At 65.4% G+C, this 15415-nt stretch carries 15 protein-coding genes; 3 read left to right on the top strand and 12 right to left on the bottom strand.

Annotated features, from left to right (window positions below; all coding sequences use genetic code 11):
- Positions 1-43: 43 nt before the first annotated feature.
- From KBA48_RS02945 to KBA48_RS02890, 12 genes are all read right to left on the bottom strand, one after another.
- Positions 44-541 carry a hypothetical protein gene (locus tag KBA48_RS02945; protein ID WP_292903490.1) on the bottom strand — a complete coding sequence of 166 codons (498 nt, stop codon included), beginning with the start codon at positions 539-541 and terminating at the stop codon, positions 44-46.
- 8 nt (positions 542-549) lie between these two features.
- Positions 550-1659 carry a hypothetical protein gene (locus KBA48_RS02940; RefSeq protein ID WP_292903489.1) on the bottom strand — a complete coding sequence of 370 codons (1110 nt, stop codon included), beginning with the start codon at positions 1657-1659 and terminating at the stop codon, positions 550-552.
- A gap of 85 nt (positions 1660-1744) precedes the next feature.
- On the bottom strand, positions 1745-2524 hold the full coding sequence (locus KBA48_RS02935; RefSeq protein ID WP_292903488.1) for a DUF4198 domain-containing protein: 780 nt from the start codon (positions 2522-2524) through the stop codon (positions 1745-1747).
- 87 nt (positions 2525-2611) lie between these two features.
- Positions 2612-4066, bottom strand: coding sequence for a sulfite reductase subunit alpha (locus tag KBA48_RS02930; protein ID WP_292903487.1), 1455 nt, complete (start codon positions 4064-4066; stop codon positions 2612-2614).
- Positions 4066-5094, bottom strand: coding sequence for an FAD:protein FMN transferase (locus tag KBA48_RS02925; RefSeq protein ID WP_292903486.1), 1029 nt, complete (start codon positions 5092-5094; stop codon positions 4066-4068). The genes KBA48_RS02930 and KBA48_RS02925 overlap by 1 nt, the downstream gene beginning before the upstream one ends.
- 69 nt (positions 5095-5163) lie before the next feature.
- The gene (locus KBA48_RS02920) at positions 5164-5979 is read right to left on the bottom strand and encodes a DUF4198 domain-containing protein (protein WP_292903485.1); all 816 of its coding nucleotides are present in this window, start codon (positions 5977-5979) and stop codon (positions 5164-5166) included.
- Positions 5980-6024: 45 nt separating this feature from the next.
- A complete protein-coding gene (locus KBA48_RS02915) occupies positions 6025-6534 on the bottom strand; it encodes a DUF2271 domain-containing protein (RefSeq protein WP_292903484.1) in 510 nt (169 codons plus the stop codon).
- An 18-nt stretch (positions 6535-6552) separates the two neighbouring features.
- Positions 6553-7170, bottom strand: coding sequence for a PepSY-associated TM helix domain-containing protein (locus tag KBA48_RS02910; protein WP_292903483.1), 618 nt, complete (start codon positions 7168-7170; stop codon positions 6553-6555).
- A gap of 132 nt (positions 7171-7302) precedes the next feature.
- Complete coding sequence (locus KBA48_RS02905; protein ID WP_292903482.1) at positions 7303-7620, bottom strand: DNA-binding transcriptional regulator; 318 nt, start codon at positions 7618-7620, stop codon at positions 7303-7305.
- Positions 7621-7683: 63 nt separating this feature from the next.
- The gene (locus KBA48_RS02900) at positions 7684-7860 is read right to left on the bottom strand and encodes a type II toxin-antitoxin system RelE/ParE family toxin (protein WP_292903542.1); all 177 of its coding nucleotides are present in this window, start codon (positions 7858-7860) and stop codon (positions 7684-7686) included.
- Positions 7861-8001: 141 nt separating this feature from the next.
- Positions 8002-9150: a M20 family metallopeptidase gene (locus tag KBA48_RS02895; protein WP_292903481.1), complete on the bottom strand. Its 1149-nt coding sequence runs from the start codon at positions 9148-9150 to the stop codon at positions 8002-8004.
- 114 nt (positions 9151-9264) lie between these two features.
- Complete coding sequence (locus KBA48_RS02890; RefSeq protein ID WP_292903480.1) at positions 9265-10527, bottom strand: Zn-dependent hydrolase; 1263 nt, start codon at positions 10525-10527, stop codon at positions 9265-9267.
- Between the two features lie 149 nt (positions 10528-10676).
- On the opposite strand from KBA48_RS02890, the gene xdhA reads away from it, so the two are divergent.
- Genes xdhA through xdhC form a run of 3 tightly spaced genes read left to right on the top strand, consistent with a single transcriptional unit; the run spans position 10677 to position 15312 of the window.
- On the top strand, positions 10677-12158 hold the full coding sequence (gene xdhA, locus KBA48_RS02885) for a xanthine dehydrogenase small subunit (RefSeq protein WP_292903479.1): 1482 nt from the start codon (positions 10677-10679) through the stop codon (positions 12156-12158).
- The gene (gene xdhB / locus KBA48_RS02880) at positions 12155-14485 is read left to right on the top strand and encodes a xanthine dehydrogenase molybdopterin binding subunit (RefSeq protein ID WP_292903478.1); all 2331 of its coding nucleotides are present in this window, start codon (positions 12155-12157) and stop codon (positions 14483-14485) included. Before xdhA ends, xdhB begins: the two co-directional genes overlap by 4 nt.
- Positions 14482-15312: a xanthine dehydrogenase accessory protein XdhC gene (gene xdhC / locus KBA48_RS02875; protein WP_292903477.1), complete on the top strand. Its 831-nt coding sequence runs from the start codon at positions 14482-14484 to the stop codon at positions 15310-15312. The genes xdhB and xdhC overlap by 4 nt, the downstream gene beginning before the upstream one ends.
- Positions 15313-15415 lie beyond the last annotated feature (103 nt).

The following is a 15415-nucleotide window of genomic DNA, read 5'->3' as shown; positions in this document are numbered from 1 at the left end:
CTTTTTTTACATTGTCACCCTGGCTATCGCATCAAGCCCGAGGTTACTGGCACAGCCCGGCCGCCCTCCTTGCTTCCCCACAAGGATTGAACGACCCAAGGTCCTCCCAGGCGATCACGCGATCGACCAGAACCATCCGCTTCCACATGCCTAAGTGACCATACTGACTGGACTGACCTGCCTTTGGTATGAGGCCGATAAATCGGAGCCGGTAACCATGCCCAGCCACAGGTTTAAAACCATCCGGCATCTGGGTTTCTTCATCAAATTGCAGCCATGCATTGTGCCGGCTGACATTGGCTTCAGCCATTATCTTCGCATTTTCGCGAAAGATTGATCCTTCAAACTGGTTGATCCAGATACCCGTCATTACTCTTGCCGGTTCAAATGCCAGACATTTGCGATCTCCGACATACGCCATGACCGGCGCCGTATCGTATATTTTCTCGACAAAGCAATGCTCGGGCGTCGGTGCAATTTCCTTCGCGCCACTGCGTGAGGCCACTATGGACAGAAGTAGCAGCACCAGCAAACGCGTCATCGTTCCCCTCACCCGACCGGCCGGTCACGCTGCTCAACCAGCCCCAGCCCCAGCATCAAACACGCCCGCAACGCCTCATTGCTGCGCGGATGGATGGCGACGATCCGGTCCACCCCGAACGCCACCATCCAGCCGGGCAGCGGCGGTGCCGCCCCGTCGGCATCCAGCGGCAGGCCGCCAATGTCCAGCTTCAGATAATCCAGCGCATTCAGCGGCAGATAGCCGGGGTCGGTATGGCGCAGGGACAGATGATCGATGGCGACACGGCAATCCCACAGGCGCAGCGTATCCACGGCATCGGCAAGACCATCCGCCGTCAGGTCGGCATCAAGGGCCGATATCTCGACGATCATGTTGCGGCGCTGGTCATAGGTCAGGTCGCGCACAAATTCCAGGAATACCGGTCCCAGAACGGATCGCCATTGCAGGTTCAGGCTGTGCGGTGTGGCCAGCCGTGACGGTTCATGCTGAAAATGCCGGATGACGCGGCGGTCCAGGACGGGCGTAATCTGCTGCAACAGCCAGGGATCGCGGCGCAACGGCGTGCCCACGGCCCGTTCCAGATGGTCCAGCGCCACCGTGACCTCGGCAAATTCCAGCTCCCAGCGCCCGTCCCGTCCCCGGCGCCAGACCGGGCTTTCCCGCACCAGGGCCGACACGTCGGCCCCGCCCAACACCTGCTCGTAAACCGCCAGCTTATGCACCGCAGCCAGTTGCTGTTGCTCGGCCGCGCTGAGGGTCGGGGGCGGTTCCTCCACCGTCATGGGCGCCACACGCTTCAACAGCGCGGCCAGCCGGCTGGCATCGTGCGGCAGATGGTGGATGGTGAAGCGCGGCGCTCCCATATGCTGTTCGGCAAAATCGGCGGCCACCGCCTTCAACTTGTTGATGAAAGGATGGGCGTTCGTCGTCTCGAACAGGAAAACCTGAGTGTAACGGCCGACATCCACCACTTCGGGCTGGAACTGCGCTGCAAAACTGTCCAGCAGATGCACGATGGATTGCCGGAACAGCGGGTTCTCGGCATAGGGAACCTCCGCCAGGTCCACGACCACGGCCGTGCCCCGGCTGTTCCCCTCGCCCAGCAGCCGAAGCAACCCGGCCGTGCCCGTCAGCATTCCACCCGCTCCCGGTGTTGATCCTCCGGGCAGCTTAGCAGAGACGATACCGGAAGGTGTATATGGCGATGGTGCCGGTTCTCTTTTACGCGCCCACGGCGAAGGTCAGGGTGGCGCTGTGGCTTTTCACCGCCACGGGGCCGTCCGCGGCCTCTACCCGGTGCCGGGCCAGCAACAGGAAGGCGCCTTCCCCGGGCAGGGCGATGCTGGCCTTGCCATCCTTGTCGGTGGTTACCGTCACGGCCTTGGCATGCTCCTCATCCGGCAGGCCGGGACCGTGCAGGCTGATGGCGACACCCGCCACCGGCTTGCCATCCAGCAGCAACCGCACCGGCAGCGCGGCCCCGGCATCCAGGCGGTTGGGATGCGCCAGCGGGATGATTTCCAGCCCCGTGCCGGCCGGCGTCAGCGCCTTGTCGCTGGCAGGTCCCTTGCTGACATAGACATCCGACCGGGTGATGCTTTGCGCTTCGGCAACGCGGGCTCCGGCGGGCGCCCCCTCCCGCTCGCGCAGCGGTTCCCATTTGCCATTGACCAGCGCCATCTTGCGCTTCGCCCCTTCCCGCACGCCGGTGGAGATGCGGTAGGTACCCGTCTCCGGCAGGTCCACCTCGAACAGGGCCAGATCGCGCAGATAGGTGACGGCGGGCAGCTTCACCTTGGCGCCCGAGGGGGTGACGACATGATAATCATCCGCCTTCATCACCACGTCGGGAACAAACATTTCCTCCGCGAACGCCCCCTCCACGGTGATGTGATCCCGCTGCGGCGTGTTGAACAGGTTGGGTTTCAGATAGCCCGTGTGCGCGGCGGCGGGGCCGGCGATCAGCAGCAGGACGGCAAGGGCGGCGGCGGGACGGTGCATGATGGTCTCCGTGAAAGATGCCCTCACTTATTAATAAGAATCATTCTTATTATCAATTCAAATCCGTCAGTGAGAGTCACGAGGGGATCAATAGACATCGCGGCAATAACGCCGCTGTGTGGCCATTTCTTCCAGCATCTCCGGCCCCAGAATATCGGTCAGGGCCGCATGCACTCCGGCGGCCATGCCCTCCAGGCTGCCGCAGACATAGAGGGCGGCACCATCCTCCGCCCATCGGGCAACCGTGTCGCCGGCTGCGGCCAGCAGGTGCTGGACATAGACGGGACGGTCGCCATCACGGGAAAAGGCGCGGTCCAGGCGGGTGAGCATGCCCGAGGCCTGCCACGCGGCCAGTTCATCGGCGAACAGGCTGTCATGTGTCGCCGTGCGCTCCCCGAACAGCAGCCAGTTGCGCCCGTAGCCTGCCGCCGCCCGCGCCTTCAGATGGGCACGCAGGCCCGCGATGCCGGTGCCATTGCCGATCAGGATCAGGGGCCGGTCGTCAACAGGCGGGTGAAAACCGGGATTGCGGCGCAGACGCAGCCGGATCGGGCCGCCGATCGGGGCATGCCGCGTCAACCAGCCCGACCCCAGCCCCAAGCGTCCGTCCGGTCCCGCCATGCGCCGCACCACAAGGTCCAGGGTGCCGTCGGCCGGCAGAGAGGCGATGGAATATTCCCGGTGCGGCAAGGGTTCCCGCCCCGCCGGCAGAATGGTTTCGGCCAGCCAGTGCGACAGGGGGCGGGTTGTGCCGTCACGGGTCTCGGCCCGGTCGCCCCCGGCATCGACCAGGGCGGCGGCGATCAGGTCGGGGGGATTGCACGGCCCCACCTCCGCGATGTCGCCGGCCTGCCAGTCGGCCTTGGCGCCCGGGGGCGGGGTCAGGCGCAGATGGAAGATCGGCGCCCCCGGACTGCCGGGGTTAAGGTGACGGCGGTCCGTCAGCAGCCATTCCTGATAGTCGGGCGCGGTCCAGTCGGGCAGATGCACGTGGCCGGCGATCTGTCCCAGATGATGCTGCCAATGGCGCAGGGCGCCGGCATCACCGTCATCCACCTCCACCATGTCGAACAGCGGCACCGCCCCCTGATGGCGCAGCCAGCCGTCCAGCGCGTGACCAAAGGCGCAGAATTTCGTGTAATCACGGTCACCCAGCGCCAGCAGCCCGTATTTCAGGGTCGGCAGCGGTGCCGACGCGCCCATGACCCGCCGCACAAAGCCGGCCGCGTGGTCAGGTGCATCACCCTCCCCCGTCGTGGAAACGATGAACAGGGCGCGGGTCAGTCCCGACAGGCGGGCCGCATCGATGCGGTCGATGGCTTCGGCCCAGGCCGACTGGCCAGCCCCGATCAGGCCAGCGACCGTGTGCCGGGCCAGGTTTTCGGCGAATCCGGTCTGGGATGCATAGGCGACCAGGATACCCTCTCCCACACCCACGGGGCGGTTGCGCAGGGCATGCCGGCGGAAAATGACCGCGCAGAACAGGGCATAGATTGCCATTACCAGCCCGGCCCAGAGATAGCGCTGGCTCAGCGGGTCCATCACGCATCCTCCACCAGCGCTGCCAGCGCAGGCGTCACTGTTTCGGTGATCCCATTCCCCCGACGCCGGACAAACAGGGCCATGATGCCGCGTTCGGCGGCCCAGGTGGGACCGGCATCAGCGCCCATCACGGTCAGGGCCGTGGCCAGCATGTCAGCCATCATGCAGTCGGTATGCAGCACGGTCACCGCTGCCAGATCATCGGGCACCGGCCAACCGGTTCTGGGGTCCAGCGTATGGGACAGGCGCCGCCCGTCTTGTCCCACCATGAAGCGGCGGCTGTCGCCGCTGGTCGCCACCGACAGACCATGCAGCGCGATCCGGTTGGCGCGACCGCCCGGTCGGCCGTCGCGGCCCGCCGCCTGTTCCAGATCGACCCACCAGGGCGTGGCATCGTGCTTGATGCCCCACCCCCGCAACTCGCCGCCAATATCGACCAGATGGCTCATCACCCCCTGTTCGTCCAGAAAACGGGCGACAAGGTCCACGGCGTAACCCTTGGCGATGGCCGACAGATCCAGGCGAAGGCCGCCCGGCTGCCAGATCCGCCCCGGCTGTACCCGCAGGTCGGTCCAGCGCGGACCGGACAGCAGGGTTTGGATATACCCCTCCTCCGGCGGGCCGGTGACGGGGCCGGGCGGCCCGAAACCCCAGGCATCGACCAGTCCGCCGATGGCCGGATCACAGGCCCCGCCACTGTCTGCCGCCACCGTCAGTGCGGCCGACAGAACGTCCGACAGCATCGGGTCCACACTCACCCAACCCTGCGGCGCGCGGTTATAGCGGCAAAGGTCGCTGGCCGGTTCCCAATGGCTCATCACCGCCACGACCCGGTCCAGGATGGCGACGATCCCCCGACGCAGGCTCAGCGGCTCCGGCCCCTTCGGGGCGATGGCCGCCACGGACCAATAGGTGCCCATGGTCGTGCCCGACAACCGCACCACCGGCGTTTGTGCCGGCGGCAGGGCGGCTGCCGGTGCGTCCAGCGGCAGGATCAGGCGCAGGGGGATGCTGGGATGGATCTTCATCGATGTGACGCCGGCAGTTGCCGCCCCCCCGCCCATGCACGGGGCAGAGGGGCGGAACGGTAACAGCCCTTACTGCGCCAGCACCTCGAACGTGGCCGTATAGCTGGCGGACCGCTTGGTCGCCTGCGGCACGCTGGTCTTGTTGTCCTCGGCCTGGGCGGTCAGCCAGTACATACCGGGGTTAGGCCAGGTGATGGTGAAGGCGCCATCCTTGTCGGTCTTCACCTTCATTTCGCCCAGGTCGTTGCGGTAACGGATGCCGCCGGGAATAACCGTGACGTCGATATTGGCGGCGGGCTTGCCGTCCAGCAGCAGCTTGAAGCTGGCCTTCTCACCCGCGAACAGGTCGTTCGGATGGGTGACGGGGGACAGTTCCAGGCCCTTGCCCGTGGGCTTCAGCACCGTGTCTGTCGGCTTGCCGGCCGTGGCGAAGAATTCCAGACGGCGGGCCCCTTCGGTCACCTGCAGCTTTTCGGCATTGGCCGGCACTTCCTTGGCGAAGCTCTCCGCCGTGCCGCGCCAGCGCTTGCGCTGCCCGTTTTCTTCCCAACTGGCCATGACGCCACCGCTGGCCAGCGCCACCTTATAGGTGCCCGGCTGCGTCAGATGCACATCGAAGGTGCTGCGATACTTGCCCGTCGCCTGGTTCTCGGCCGTGCCGACCGAGCCGTCGGGATTGGTGACAGCCAACCCGTCCAGGCGCAGCGGCACATGTTCGAAATAGAACAGGTCGTTGGACACGGCGGCATCGACCGTGATCCACGGGTCCTGGCCCGACAGGACGGTGGCCGAAGGCAGCATCCATTGCCGGTGGGCCGCCGCCGGACCGGCGATGGAAACGGCCAGCGTCAGGGCCAGGGTGGCGCGAGTAAGCAGCGACTTCATGGGGCAGGCTCCTGTGATCTTGATGTCAATTGGACGGTGGGGCGTTCAACCCTTCACTTCGACCGCGATACGGCCCAACTCGGTCTCACCCTTGGCCTCGGTCTTGGTGTCCTTGCCGTTCCAGTCGAACGGCACGCGGATCAGTTCACGCCCGCCCACCTCGCGCGCGGCCTCCACCACCAGGGCGTAGGAACCGGGCTTCAGGCCGTTCAGGGGGGCCTTGGCGCTGTCCCAGGTCAGCCGGTTCTCACCCACTGGCAGGGTCGGTGCCGACACGCCATCCACCGGCATGGTCAGGTCGCGACCCGACCGGCGCCACCATTGGCGCATGTCCTTCAGCCATTTCGTCCCCTCATTGTCGCGCATCTTCACGTCATAGCGGACGGTCAGGTTGGCGACGAACTGCTGGTCCGGCGTCTCGATCCAGGCCGCGACATAGGGGCGGTGATATTCCGCCACCTCCAGCTTGGGGATCTCCACCGTCACCGCCAGTTCCCCGGCAAGCGCAGGGGTGACGGCCAGACCGGTCAGCGAAAGCGACAGAAGCGTGCGCATGGGTTCAATCCTGAAAGATCAGTGGATAAGAAGGATCAGCAGCAGGACAGGCGCCACCAGCCCCAGCCCGACCAGCGGCCAGGTGCTGGGGCGATTGCCCGCATGCAGGTGCAGAAGGAAAAGGCCGGTAATGCAGAAGACCAGGCAGGCTACGGCGAAGATGTCCAGGAACCAGGACCAGATCGCCCCCGTCCCCCGTCCCTTGTGCAGATCGTTGAGGTAGGAGACCCAGCCCCGGTCCGTCACCTCATGGAGGACGGCGCCATCCGCGCGGGCGATCGTCGCCCAACCGTCACCGCCGGGGCGCGGCAGGGCGATGTAAAGCTCGTCATCGGACCATTCGGGTACACCGGCGGCAACGTCCAGCCGCAATTCGGTCCGGAACCAATCCACGATGACAGCCGGCACCGGTCCCGCACCGATCTCCAGTGCGGGACGCAGCGTCTCGGGCAGGACAGCCTCCACCGTCACGGTCTTCGGCTTGGCCTCCACATGGCGGGCATTGTTCAGGGTGATGCCGGTCACGGCGAACAGCAGCATGCCGATCAGGCACAGGGCCGAACTGACCCAATGCCATTGGTGCAGATGCTTCAACCAGAAGGACCGCCGCCCCTGCTGCTCCACCCCCGTCGCCATGTCCCCGCTTCACCCGCGATTGATAATGGCTCGCAAGAAAGCACGGGTGCGAGTTATTCGCAATAGCGAAACGGCGGGCTGGGTATTCGCAAATCAGATGAAGGGTTTGGTGGGGCGGGGCGTAGGGCGTGTTCAGGCGACCGCCGACAAACCCCGTCGCGCGACGAGCGACAGCAACTTTAATGATGCGCCCTGCGGATGACGCTCGCCGCGCTCCCACTGGCTCACCAAGCCGGTCGTTACGTTCAGATAGCGGGCGAAGACGGCCTGGCTGGCACCTTCACGTTCGCGCAACGCCTTGATCTCTTCGGGTGCAAGCGGCGTCACCGGGGTCAGACATCCGTCATCGAACTGACGCATGGTCTGCTTATCTATCAGGCCAGCGCCGTACAGACCTTCGGCGGTTTCATGAATGGACGCCATCACGTCGCTACGATATTGCTTCGGCATCCCGTGAAATCTCCACAAATGTTCCGGACCGCAGCGCAGCCTCCAGTCGTTCGTCGTCAAGACTCAGAATCTGCTGAGCCAAGACCTTGAACATATCCACTTCATCCCGATGGATATTCCCAGATCAATCTTGGCAAACCCATGGACGAAGAACGCCAGACTCCCCACTCTCAACAAGATGATGTTACGGAATCCGCCGGATTTTCCAGCAACCGGACGGGCAACACGCTGCTTGATCACGCCGCCGCCAAGGTCGGCATCAGAAATGCCGGCCTTTCGGGCAAAGCGGGTAAAGGACTTGCTCCTGAATATCCGCACATTGACCCATCGTCGGTCAGACAGTCCTTACTATAACACTCTGCATTATACCCCAGAGCCACGTCACCCCACCCCCAACACCCGCTCCACTACCCCTTCCAGGATGGCCGTCGCCGCCACCAGTTCATCCAGCGGCACATATTCGTTGGCCTTGTGCCCCTGCCAGCCGGCACCCGGCCCGAAATTGACGATCTCGATCCCGTCATCGGCGAAATAGCGGCCGTCGCTGGCGCCGGTATCTTTCAGGAACCGGGCCGGCGCGCCCGTCACCCCTTCGATCGACGCACAGAGTGCCGACACCAGCGGTCCCTTATACGGGGCGCGGAAGCCGTTGGTGCCGGTCAGCAGGCGGCAGGACAGATGCTCGGCCTCGGGATGCGCCTTGACCAGCGCTTCGATCTCGGCAAAGGCCTCGGCGATCTTCTCCTCCGGCAGCAGCCGGCGGTCGATCTCCACGCGGGCCAGGTTGGGCACAACATTGGTGTTCTCGCCGCCGCGGAAGATGCCGATATTCATGGTCGATTGCTGGTCGCCGACCTTTCGATCCCGCAGCCGCTCCGCCATCACGGCATCAATATGGGTCATCACCCGCATCAGGCGCAGGATGGCATTGTCGCCCGCCGCCGGGTTGCCGGCATGGGCCGAAAGCCCGCGCGCCGTCACCTCCACCCACATCACCCCGCGTTCGGCTGTGATCAACTGATTTTCCGTCTGCGTACCGACCACCAGCATGTCGGGCTTCACGGCCCCGACCTCGCGCAGGTAATAGGCACCGTCGGGGCCCAGATTCTCCTCATCCCCGCAGAAGGTGAAGACAATCCGGCCGCGCGCCGGCCCACCGCGCCGCGCCACCTGCTCCGCCAGCCAAAGCTGGGCCGCCATCGATCCCTTGCAATTGCCCGCACCCAAGCCGTGGACGCGCCCGTCAATGACGGTGGCCACCAGCGGTTCCGTCTCCCACATGGCGCGTTCGCCGATACCCACGGTGTCGGCATGGGCATTAAACATCAGGGTCGGGCCGGGTGCGGCCCCGTCCCACTCCGCCACCACATTGGCGATCTGCGGCCGGTCGCGGTGCAGGATCTGCACATGATAGCCCGCCTTCTCCAGCCGGTCGGCGGCATAGGCGCAGATGGCCGCCGTGTCGCCCGGGGGAAAGGTGCTGGGGATGGCGATCAGGTCGGACAGGATGGCAAGGACGGGATGGGGCATGGGGGGACCTGGACATTCATGGTTTGGCAGGTCGCATCAGCGTCAGCGCATGCGACATTGGCGGCCTTGACGGCGGGCGGCATGCGGGTGCCGCCCCCTTATGCGACCGGCGCCCTAACCCGCCAGCTTTGCCAGCGTTTCCGCCAGCACGGCCGCCCCCGCATGGCAATCCTCGGGCGAGGCATATTCCACTTCATTATGGCTGATCCCATCCTTGCACGGGATAAAGATCATGCCGGTGGGGCAGCGCGGGGCCATGAACTTGGCATCGTGATTGGCGCCCGACGGCATGTCGCGGTTGGCATAGCCCAAGCCCTGCGCCGCTTCACGCACAGCATCCACCACCGCTGCGTCGAAATCCACGGGTGCCGTCGTGCTGGTCTCCTTCACCACCACGGTACACGGGGCGGCCAGCGACTGGATCAGCGGGGCCACCTTGTCCCCACGCTCCTTCACCAGACCTGCGTCGGGATGGCGGAAATCGATGGTGAAGATCACCTTGCCGGGGACGGTATTGGGCGATCCGGGCAACACCTCGAACCGGCCAAAGGTGCAGCGGATGATATCATCCGGGTCATGCATCAGGTCGTTCAGGGCATTGACCATTTTCAATGCCGTCTGGAACGCGTCCTTGCGGGCGCCATGCGGGGTGGTGCCGGCATGGGCCTCCTGGCCCGTCACCTCCACCTGGAACCAGCGGCTGCCCTGGATACCCTGCACCACGCCGATGGTCTTGCCTTCGGCCTCCAGGCGCGGGCCCTGTTCGATATGGGCCTCGACATAGGCGGCAGCATGCGATCCGAAGTCGCGCACCGGCATGGACGGGGCCAGCGACAGGGTTTCGGCCAGCGCGTCGCGCACGCTGATCCCCTTCGCGTCGTTGCAGGACAGCACCATATCCAGATCCATCTTGCCCGCGAACAGGGCCGATCCCATGCAATAGGGCTGGAAGCGGGAGCCTTCCTCATTGGTCCAGGCCACGACCTCGACCGCATGTTTGGTCACCGCGCCCGCATCCTCCAGCGCCTCCAGCACCTCGAACCCCGCCAGGACGCCATAAACGCCGTCATAGCGCCCGCCCGTGGGCTGGCTGTCCAGATGGCTGCCCGTCATGATGGGCGGCAGGGTCGGGTCGGACCCTTCGCGGCGCACATACAGGTTGCCGATGCCGTCCGTGGAGACCGAGAATCCCCGCGCCGTGGCCCAGCTTGTCAGCAGCGCGCGGGCCAACCCATCCTCGCGGGACAGCGCCGGGCGATTGACGCCCCCCTTCTCCGTCGCACCGATCTTCGCCATATCGGCCAGCCGTTGCGCCAGTCGATCCTGGCTGACATGGGCGGCAATGGAACCGAAAGACCGGTTGCTGGGATAGGTCATGCGCGGAAATCCCTGTTGCTGAACGTCTATTGTCGGGACTGTTTTCGGCCCCGAACAAAATGTTGCACCGCATCATTGTTCTGTAAAGCGACTTGACAGGGGACGTTTCCTGTTCTGCCATGCTTTCTTTTGGATCGATATGGAACACCATGGCCGATTGCGTCCGCTTTGTGCACCGGGGACAGGTTGTCACCCTGTCCGATGTCCCGCCCACCCGCACCGTGCTGGATTACCTGCGCGAGGATCGGGGGCAGCGCGGCACCAAGGAAGGCTGTAACGAAGGGGATTGCGGCGCCTGCACCATCGTGTTGGGCACACGGGACGGCGTGCTGGGCATGGCGGAGGCGGAGAATATACGCTACCGCGCCGTCAATGCCTGCATCCTATTCGTGACCGCCCTGGACGGCAAGGAACTGGTGACGGTGGAGGATCTGGCCGGGCCCGATGGCAGCCTGCATCCCATCCAGCAGGCGCTGGTCGACCATCATGGCAGCCAGTGCGGTTTCTGTACGCCCGGCATCGTGATGTCGCTGTTCGCGCTGTACCATGGCGAGGCTGCTCCCGACCGTAGCCGCATCGACAGCGCCCTGGCCGGCAATCTATGCCGTTGCACCGGCTATCGCCCCATCGTGGAGGCCGCCCGCGCCATGGGTCGTGCGCCCGACGCCCATACGGCCGGCATGATGGAAACGCTGGCCCTGTTGCGCAGCATCGACCGCACGGACACCCTGACGCATGCCGGCGGCAAGGTCTTCGCCCCCGCCACGACGGAGCAGTTGGCCGCACTGGTCCTGGCCCATCCTGGCGCCACGCTGGTCGCCGGGGGCACCGATGTCGGCCTGTGGGTGACCAAGCAGTTCCGCGACCTGGGGACCATCATCCATATCGGTGGCATCCGTGATCTGGCCCGGATCACGGATGCCGACGGCGTCATCACCATCGGCGCCGCCGCCACCGTCACGGATGCGGCGGAGATACTGGCCCCCCTCTATCCCGACCTGGGCGAGTTGTTCCGCCGTTATGGTTCCGAACAGGTGCGCAATTCCGCGACGCTGGGCGGCAATATCGCCAATGGCTCCCCCATCGGGGACAGCATGCCCGCCCTGATCGCCCTGGGTGCCCGCCTTGTGCTGCGGCGCGGCGAGATTGTCCGCGATATGCCGCTTGAGGATTTTTTTCTGGCTTATCGCCAGACGGCGCTGCAGCCGGGCGAATTCGTGGCGGCCATCCGCGTGCCCGAGCCGGCCGCCGGGCAGGTCTTTGCCTGCTATAAGATTTCCAAGCGTTTCGACCAGGATATCTCCGCCGTCATGGCCGGGTTCAGCCTGACCCTGGCTGATGGTATCGTGACCGAGGCGCGGCTGGCCTTCGGCGGCATGGCCGGAACCCCGAAAAGAGCCGCCGCCGCCGAGGCCGCCCTGATCGGACGTCCCTTCGACGATGCCGCCGCCCGCGATGCCGCCGCCACCCTTGCCCAGGATTTCCAACCCCTGACCGACATGCGCGCCAGTGCCGATTACCGGCTGATCACGGCCGGCAACCTGATCCTCAAATGGCGGATGGAACAAGCCCTGCCCACGACCGCGACCCGCGTCCCCGCCTTTGCCCGTGCCATCGGAGGGGGCGCATGAGCCACCGTTCCCCCCGCGCCCCGGCATCAATCCCCTTCCCCGCCACACATCAGGCCATCCGTCATGACAGCGCGCCGCTGCATGTCACGGGTGCCGCCCGCTATGTCGATGATATGCCGGAACCGCCGGGCCTGCTGCATGTCGCCCTGGGGCAGAGTGCCAAGGCCCATGCCCGCATCCTGTCGATCGACCTGTCCGCCGTGCGTGCCTATCCAGGCGTCGTGGTGGTGCTGACCGCCGCCGATATCCCGGGCACGAACGATGTCGGCCCTGTGGTCGCCGATGATCCCATCTTCGCCGACACCCTGGTCGAATATGTGGGCCAAAGCCTGTTCGCCGTTGCCGCCGAGACCCGGATTGCGGCCCGCGCCGCCGCCCGGCTGGCCAAAGTGACTTATGCCGACCTGCCGGCGGTGATCACCATCGCCGAAGCCCGCGCCGCCGAAAGCCACATTCTGCCGCCCAAACGTGTGGAACGCGGCGACCCGTTGCGGGTGCTGACCACGGCACCCCATCGGCTGACCGGCCATCTTGCCATGGGCGGGCAGGATCATTTCTATCTGGAAGGCCAGATTTCCATGGCCGTGCCGGGGGAGGATGGGGACATGCATGTCCTCTGCTCCACCCAGCATCCATCGGAGGTGCAGCATCTGGTGGCCCGTGCCCTGGGCCGCTCCGATCATCATGTCGTGGTGGAGGTCCGCCGCATGGGCGGCGGTTTCGGGGGCAAGGAAACCCAGGCCAGCCTTTTCGCTGCTGTCGCTGCCCTGGTCGCGGACCGCACGGGCCGCCCGGCAAAGCTGCGCCTGGACCGCGACGACGACATGGTGATGACGGGCAAGCGCCATGATTTCGAGGTCGCCTATGATGTCGGTTTCGACGATGCCGGCCGCATCCTGGCCCTCGACATCGTTCTGGAAAGCCGCTGCGGCATGTCGACCGACCTGTCGGGCGCCATCAATGACCGCGCCATCTTTCACGCCGACAATTGCTATTTCCTGCCAGATGTCCGCATCACCTCCTACCGCTACAAGACGCACACCGTCTCCAACACCGCCTTCCGGGGGTTCGGCGGGCCGCAGGGCATGTTGGCGATCGAGGGGGTGGTGGGTGACATCGCCCATCATCTGGGCCTAGACCCGCTGGCCGTTCGCCGCGCCAACCTCTATGGCGGACCGGGCCGCGATGTGACGCCCTATGGCATGAAGGTGGAGGATTTTATCGCCGACAGCCTGATGGAAAGGCTGGAATCCTCTGCGCATTATCAGGCCCGCCGTACCGCCATCGCCGCCTTCAACGCGGCCAGCCCCGTGCTGAAACGCGGCATCGCGCTGACCCCGGTCAAGTTCGGCATTTCCTTCACCACCAGCTTCCTCAATCAGGCCGGTGCCCTGATCCATGTCTATACCGACGGTTCCGTCCTGCTAAACCATGGCGGCACGGAAATGGGCCAGGGGCTTTACACCAAGGTGGCGCAGGTGGTGGCCGATGTCTTCGGCATCGGCCTGGACCGGGTGCGCATCACCTCGACCCGCACCGACAAGGTACCCAACACGTCCGCCACCGCCGCATCGGCCGGCGCCGACCTGAACGGCATGGCCAGTTTTAACGCCGCCCGCACCATCCGCGACCGGCTGGCCGGCTTCATCGCCGGACGCTGGGGGGTGGAGCCATCCGCCCTTTGCTTTGCCCATGGCAAGGTGACGGGGGACGACCGGTCGATCAGCTTCGAAGACCTGATCCGCCAGGCCTATCTGGCCCGCATTTCCCTGTCCGCCACCGGCTTCTACGCCACGCCGAAGATCGATGTGGACAAGGAAACCCTGATCGGCCGCCCCTTCTATTATTTCGCCTATGGCGCCGCCGTGTCGGAGGTGGTGATCGACACGCTGACGGGGGAGACCAGGCTGCTGGCCGTGGATATCCTGCATGATTGCGGCACCTCCCTGAACCCCGCGCTGGACCGGGGACAGGTGGAGGGGGCCTATGTGCAGGGCATGGGCTGGCTGACCATGGAGGAACTGGTGTTCGACGGGGCCGGCCACCTGCGCACCCACGCGCCCAGCACCTATAAGATCCCCGGCTGCGGCGACATTCCCGATCATTTCACCGTGGACCTGATCAACCAGCCCAACCGGGAGGAGACGATCCACCGGTCGAAGGCTGTGGGCGAACCGCCCTTCATGCTGGCCATTTCCGCCTACCACGCCATCAAGGCGGCGGTGGCGGCGTCGGGGGGGACAGGGCCTGTGGTGCTGGATGCACCGGCCACGCCGGAACGGGTTCTGATGGCGGTGCGGGCCCGGCAGGCGGGGGCAGAGCCATGATTCAGGACTGGATAAACGCCCTGGCCGATTGCCAGCGGGAGGGCCGGGCCAGTGTCCTGGTCACTGTAACGGAGGTTGCCGGGTCGGCCCCCCGGCCGGCGGGAACCAAGATGCTGGTCACCACCGACACGCTGCACGGCACGATCGGCGGTGGGGCGCTGGAATTCACCGCCATCGAAACCGCCCGCGCCCTGCTGGATGGCGATGTAACGAAGTTACGGACGCAATCGTACCCGCTTGGCCCGGCGCTGGGCCAATGCTGCGGTGGCCGTGTCACGCTTCTGTTCGAACCGGTGCGCCCACCGACCCTGCGTATCGCCCTGTTCGGGGCCGGCCATGTGGCCAAGGCCCTGGTGACGGTCCTGGGCACCCTGCCGGCAAGGGTCAGTTGGGTCGACAGCCGGCCCGACCAGTTCCCCAGCCCCCTTCCCGCCAACTGCGCGGCCTTCGTGGCGGAGGCGCCAGAGACCTTGCTGTCATCCGGTTTCAGCCATGTGCTGATCATGACGCATGATCATGCGCTGGATTACCGCCTGACCCGCGGCGCCCTGTCCTTGCCGGGCCGGCCATTCGTGGGTGTCATCGGTTCGCGGACCAAGCGGGCGCGGTTCGCGGCCCGGCTGCGGGCCGATGGGCTGGACCCCGCGCGGCTGACCTGTCCCATCGGCCTTCCCGGTCTGACGGGCAAGCATCCCGGCGAAATCGCGGTGGCGGTGGTGGCACAATTGCTGTCCACCGCCACCCCGGCACCTGTCGCCCCGACCGAAGCTGTTAGCGATAACAAGTGTAGCGGCTGCGCCACGCCCTGTAGCGACGACAGGCCATGAGAAATTGTTAATTCATAAAATTGCTTTCAGTATTCCGCGCATAGCTAAAAGCCTATGCGTAGTGAAATTACCGGCATAAGCTTGAACTTATAAAGGAACCACC

The sequence above is a fragment of the Niveispirillum sp. genome (assembly GCF_017996735.1).
Taxonomy (GTDB): domain Bacteria; phylum Pseudomonadota; class Alphaproteobacteria; order Azospirillales; family Azospirillaceae; genus Niveispirillum.
This window is presented reverse-complemented; position numbering and strand designations above follow the sequence as displayed.

What these genes read in the sequence shown, in the direction of transcription:
- KBA48_RS02945 (WP_292903490.1), bottom strand. Translation starts at nt 541, where the DNA reads ATGACGCGTTTGCTGGTGCTGCTACTTCTGTCCATAGTGGCCTCACGC.
- KBA48_RS02940 (WP_292903489.1), bottom strand. Translation starts at nt 1,659, where the DNA reads ATGCTGACGGGCACGGCCGGGTTGCTTCGGCTGCTGGGCGAGGGGAAC.
- KBA48_RS02935 (WP_292903488.1), bottom strand. Translation starts at nt 2,524, where the DNA reads ATGCACCGTCCCGCCGCCGCCCTTGCCGTCCTGCTGCTGATCGCCGGC.
- KBA48_RS02930 (WP_292903487.1), bottom strand. Translation starts at nt 4,066, where the DNA reads ATGGACCCGCTGAGCCAGCGCTATCTCTGGGCCGGGCTGGTAATGGCA.
- KBA48_RS02925 (WP_292903486.1), bottom strand. Translation starts at nt 5,094, where the DNA reads ATGAAGATCCATCCCAGCATCCCCCTGCGCCTGATCCTGCCGCTGGAC.
- KBA48_RS02920 (WP_292903485.1), bottom strand. Translation starts at nt 5,979, where the DNA reads ATGAAGTCGCTGCTTACTCGCGCCACCCTGGCCCTGACGCTGGCCGTT.
- KBA48_RS02915 (WP_292903484.1), bottom strand. Translation starts at nt 6,534, where the DNA reads ATGCGCACGCTTCTGTCGCTTTCGCTGACCGGTCTGGCCGTCACCCCT.
- KBA48_RS02910 (WP_292903483.1), bottom strand. Translation starts at nt 7,170, where the DNA reads ATGGCGACGGGGGTGGAGCAGCAGGGGCGGCGGTCCTTCTGGTTGAAG.
- KBA48_RS02905 (WP_292903482.1), bottom strand. Translation starts at nt 7,620, where the DNA reads ATGCCGAAGCAATATCGTAGCGACGTGATGGCGTCCATTCATGAAACC.
- KBA48_RS02895 (WP_292903481.1), bottom strand. Translation starts at nt 9,150, where the DNA reads ATGCCCCATCCCGTCCTTGCCATCCTGTCCGACCTGATCGCCATCCCC.
- KBA48_RS02890 (WP_292903480.1), bottom strand. Translation starts at nt 10,527, where the DNA reads ATGACCTATCCCAGCAACCGGTCTTTCGGTTCCATTGCCGCCCATGTC.
- xdhA (WP_292903479.1), top strand. Translation starts at nt 10,677, where the DNA reads ATGGCCGATTGCGTCCGCTTTGTGCACCGGGGACAGGTTGTCACCCTG.
- xdhB (WP_292903478.1), top strand. Translation starts at nt 12,155, where the DNA reads ATGAGCCACCGTTCCCCCCGCGCCCCGGCATCAATCCCCTTCCCCGCC.
- xdhC (WP_292903477.1), top strand. Translation starts at nt 14,482, where the DNA reads ATGATTCAGGACTGGATAAACGCCCTGGCCGATTGCCAGCGGGAGGGC.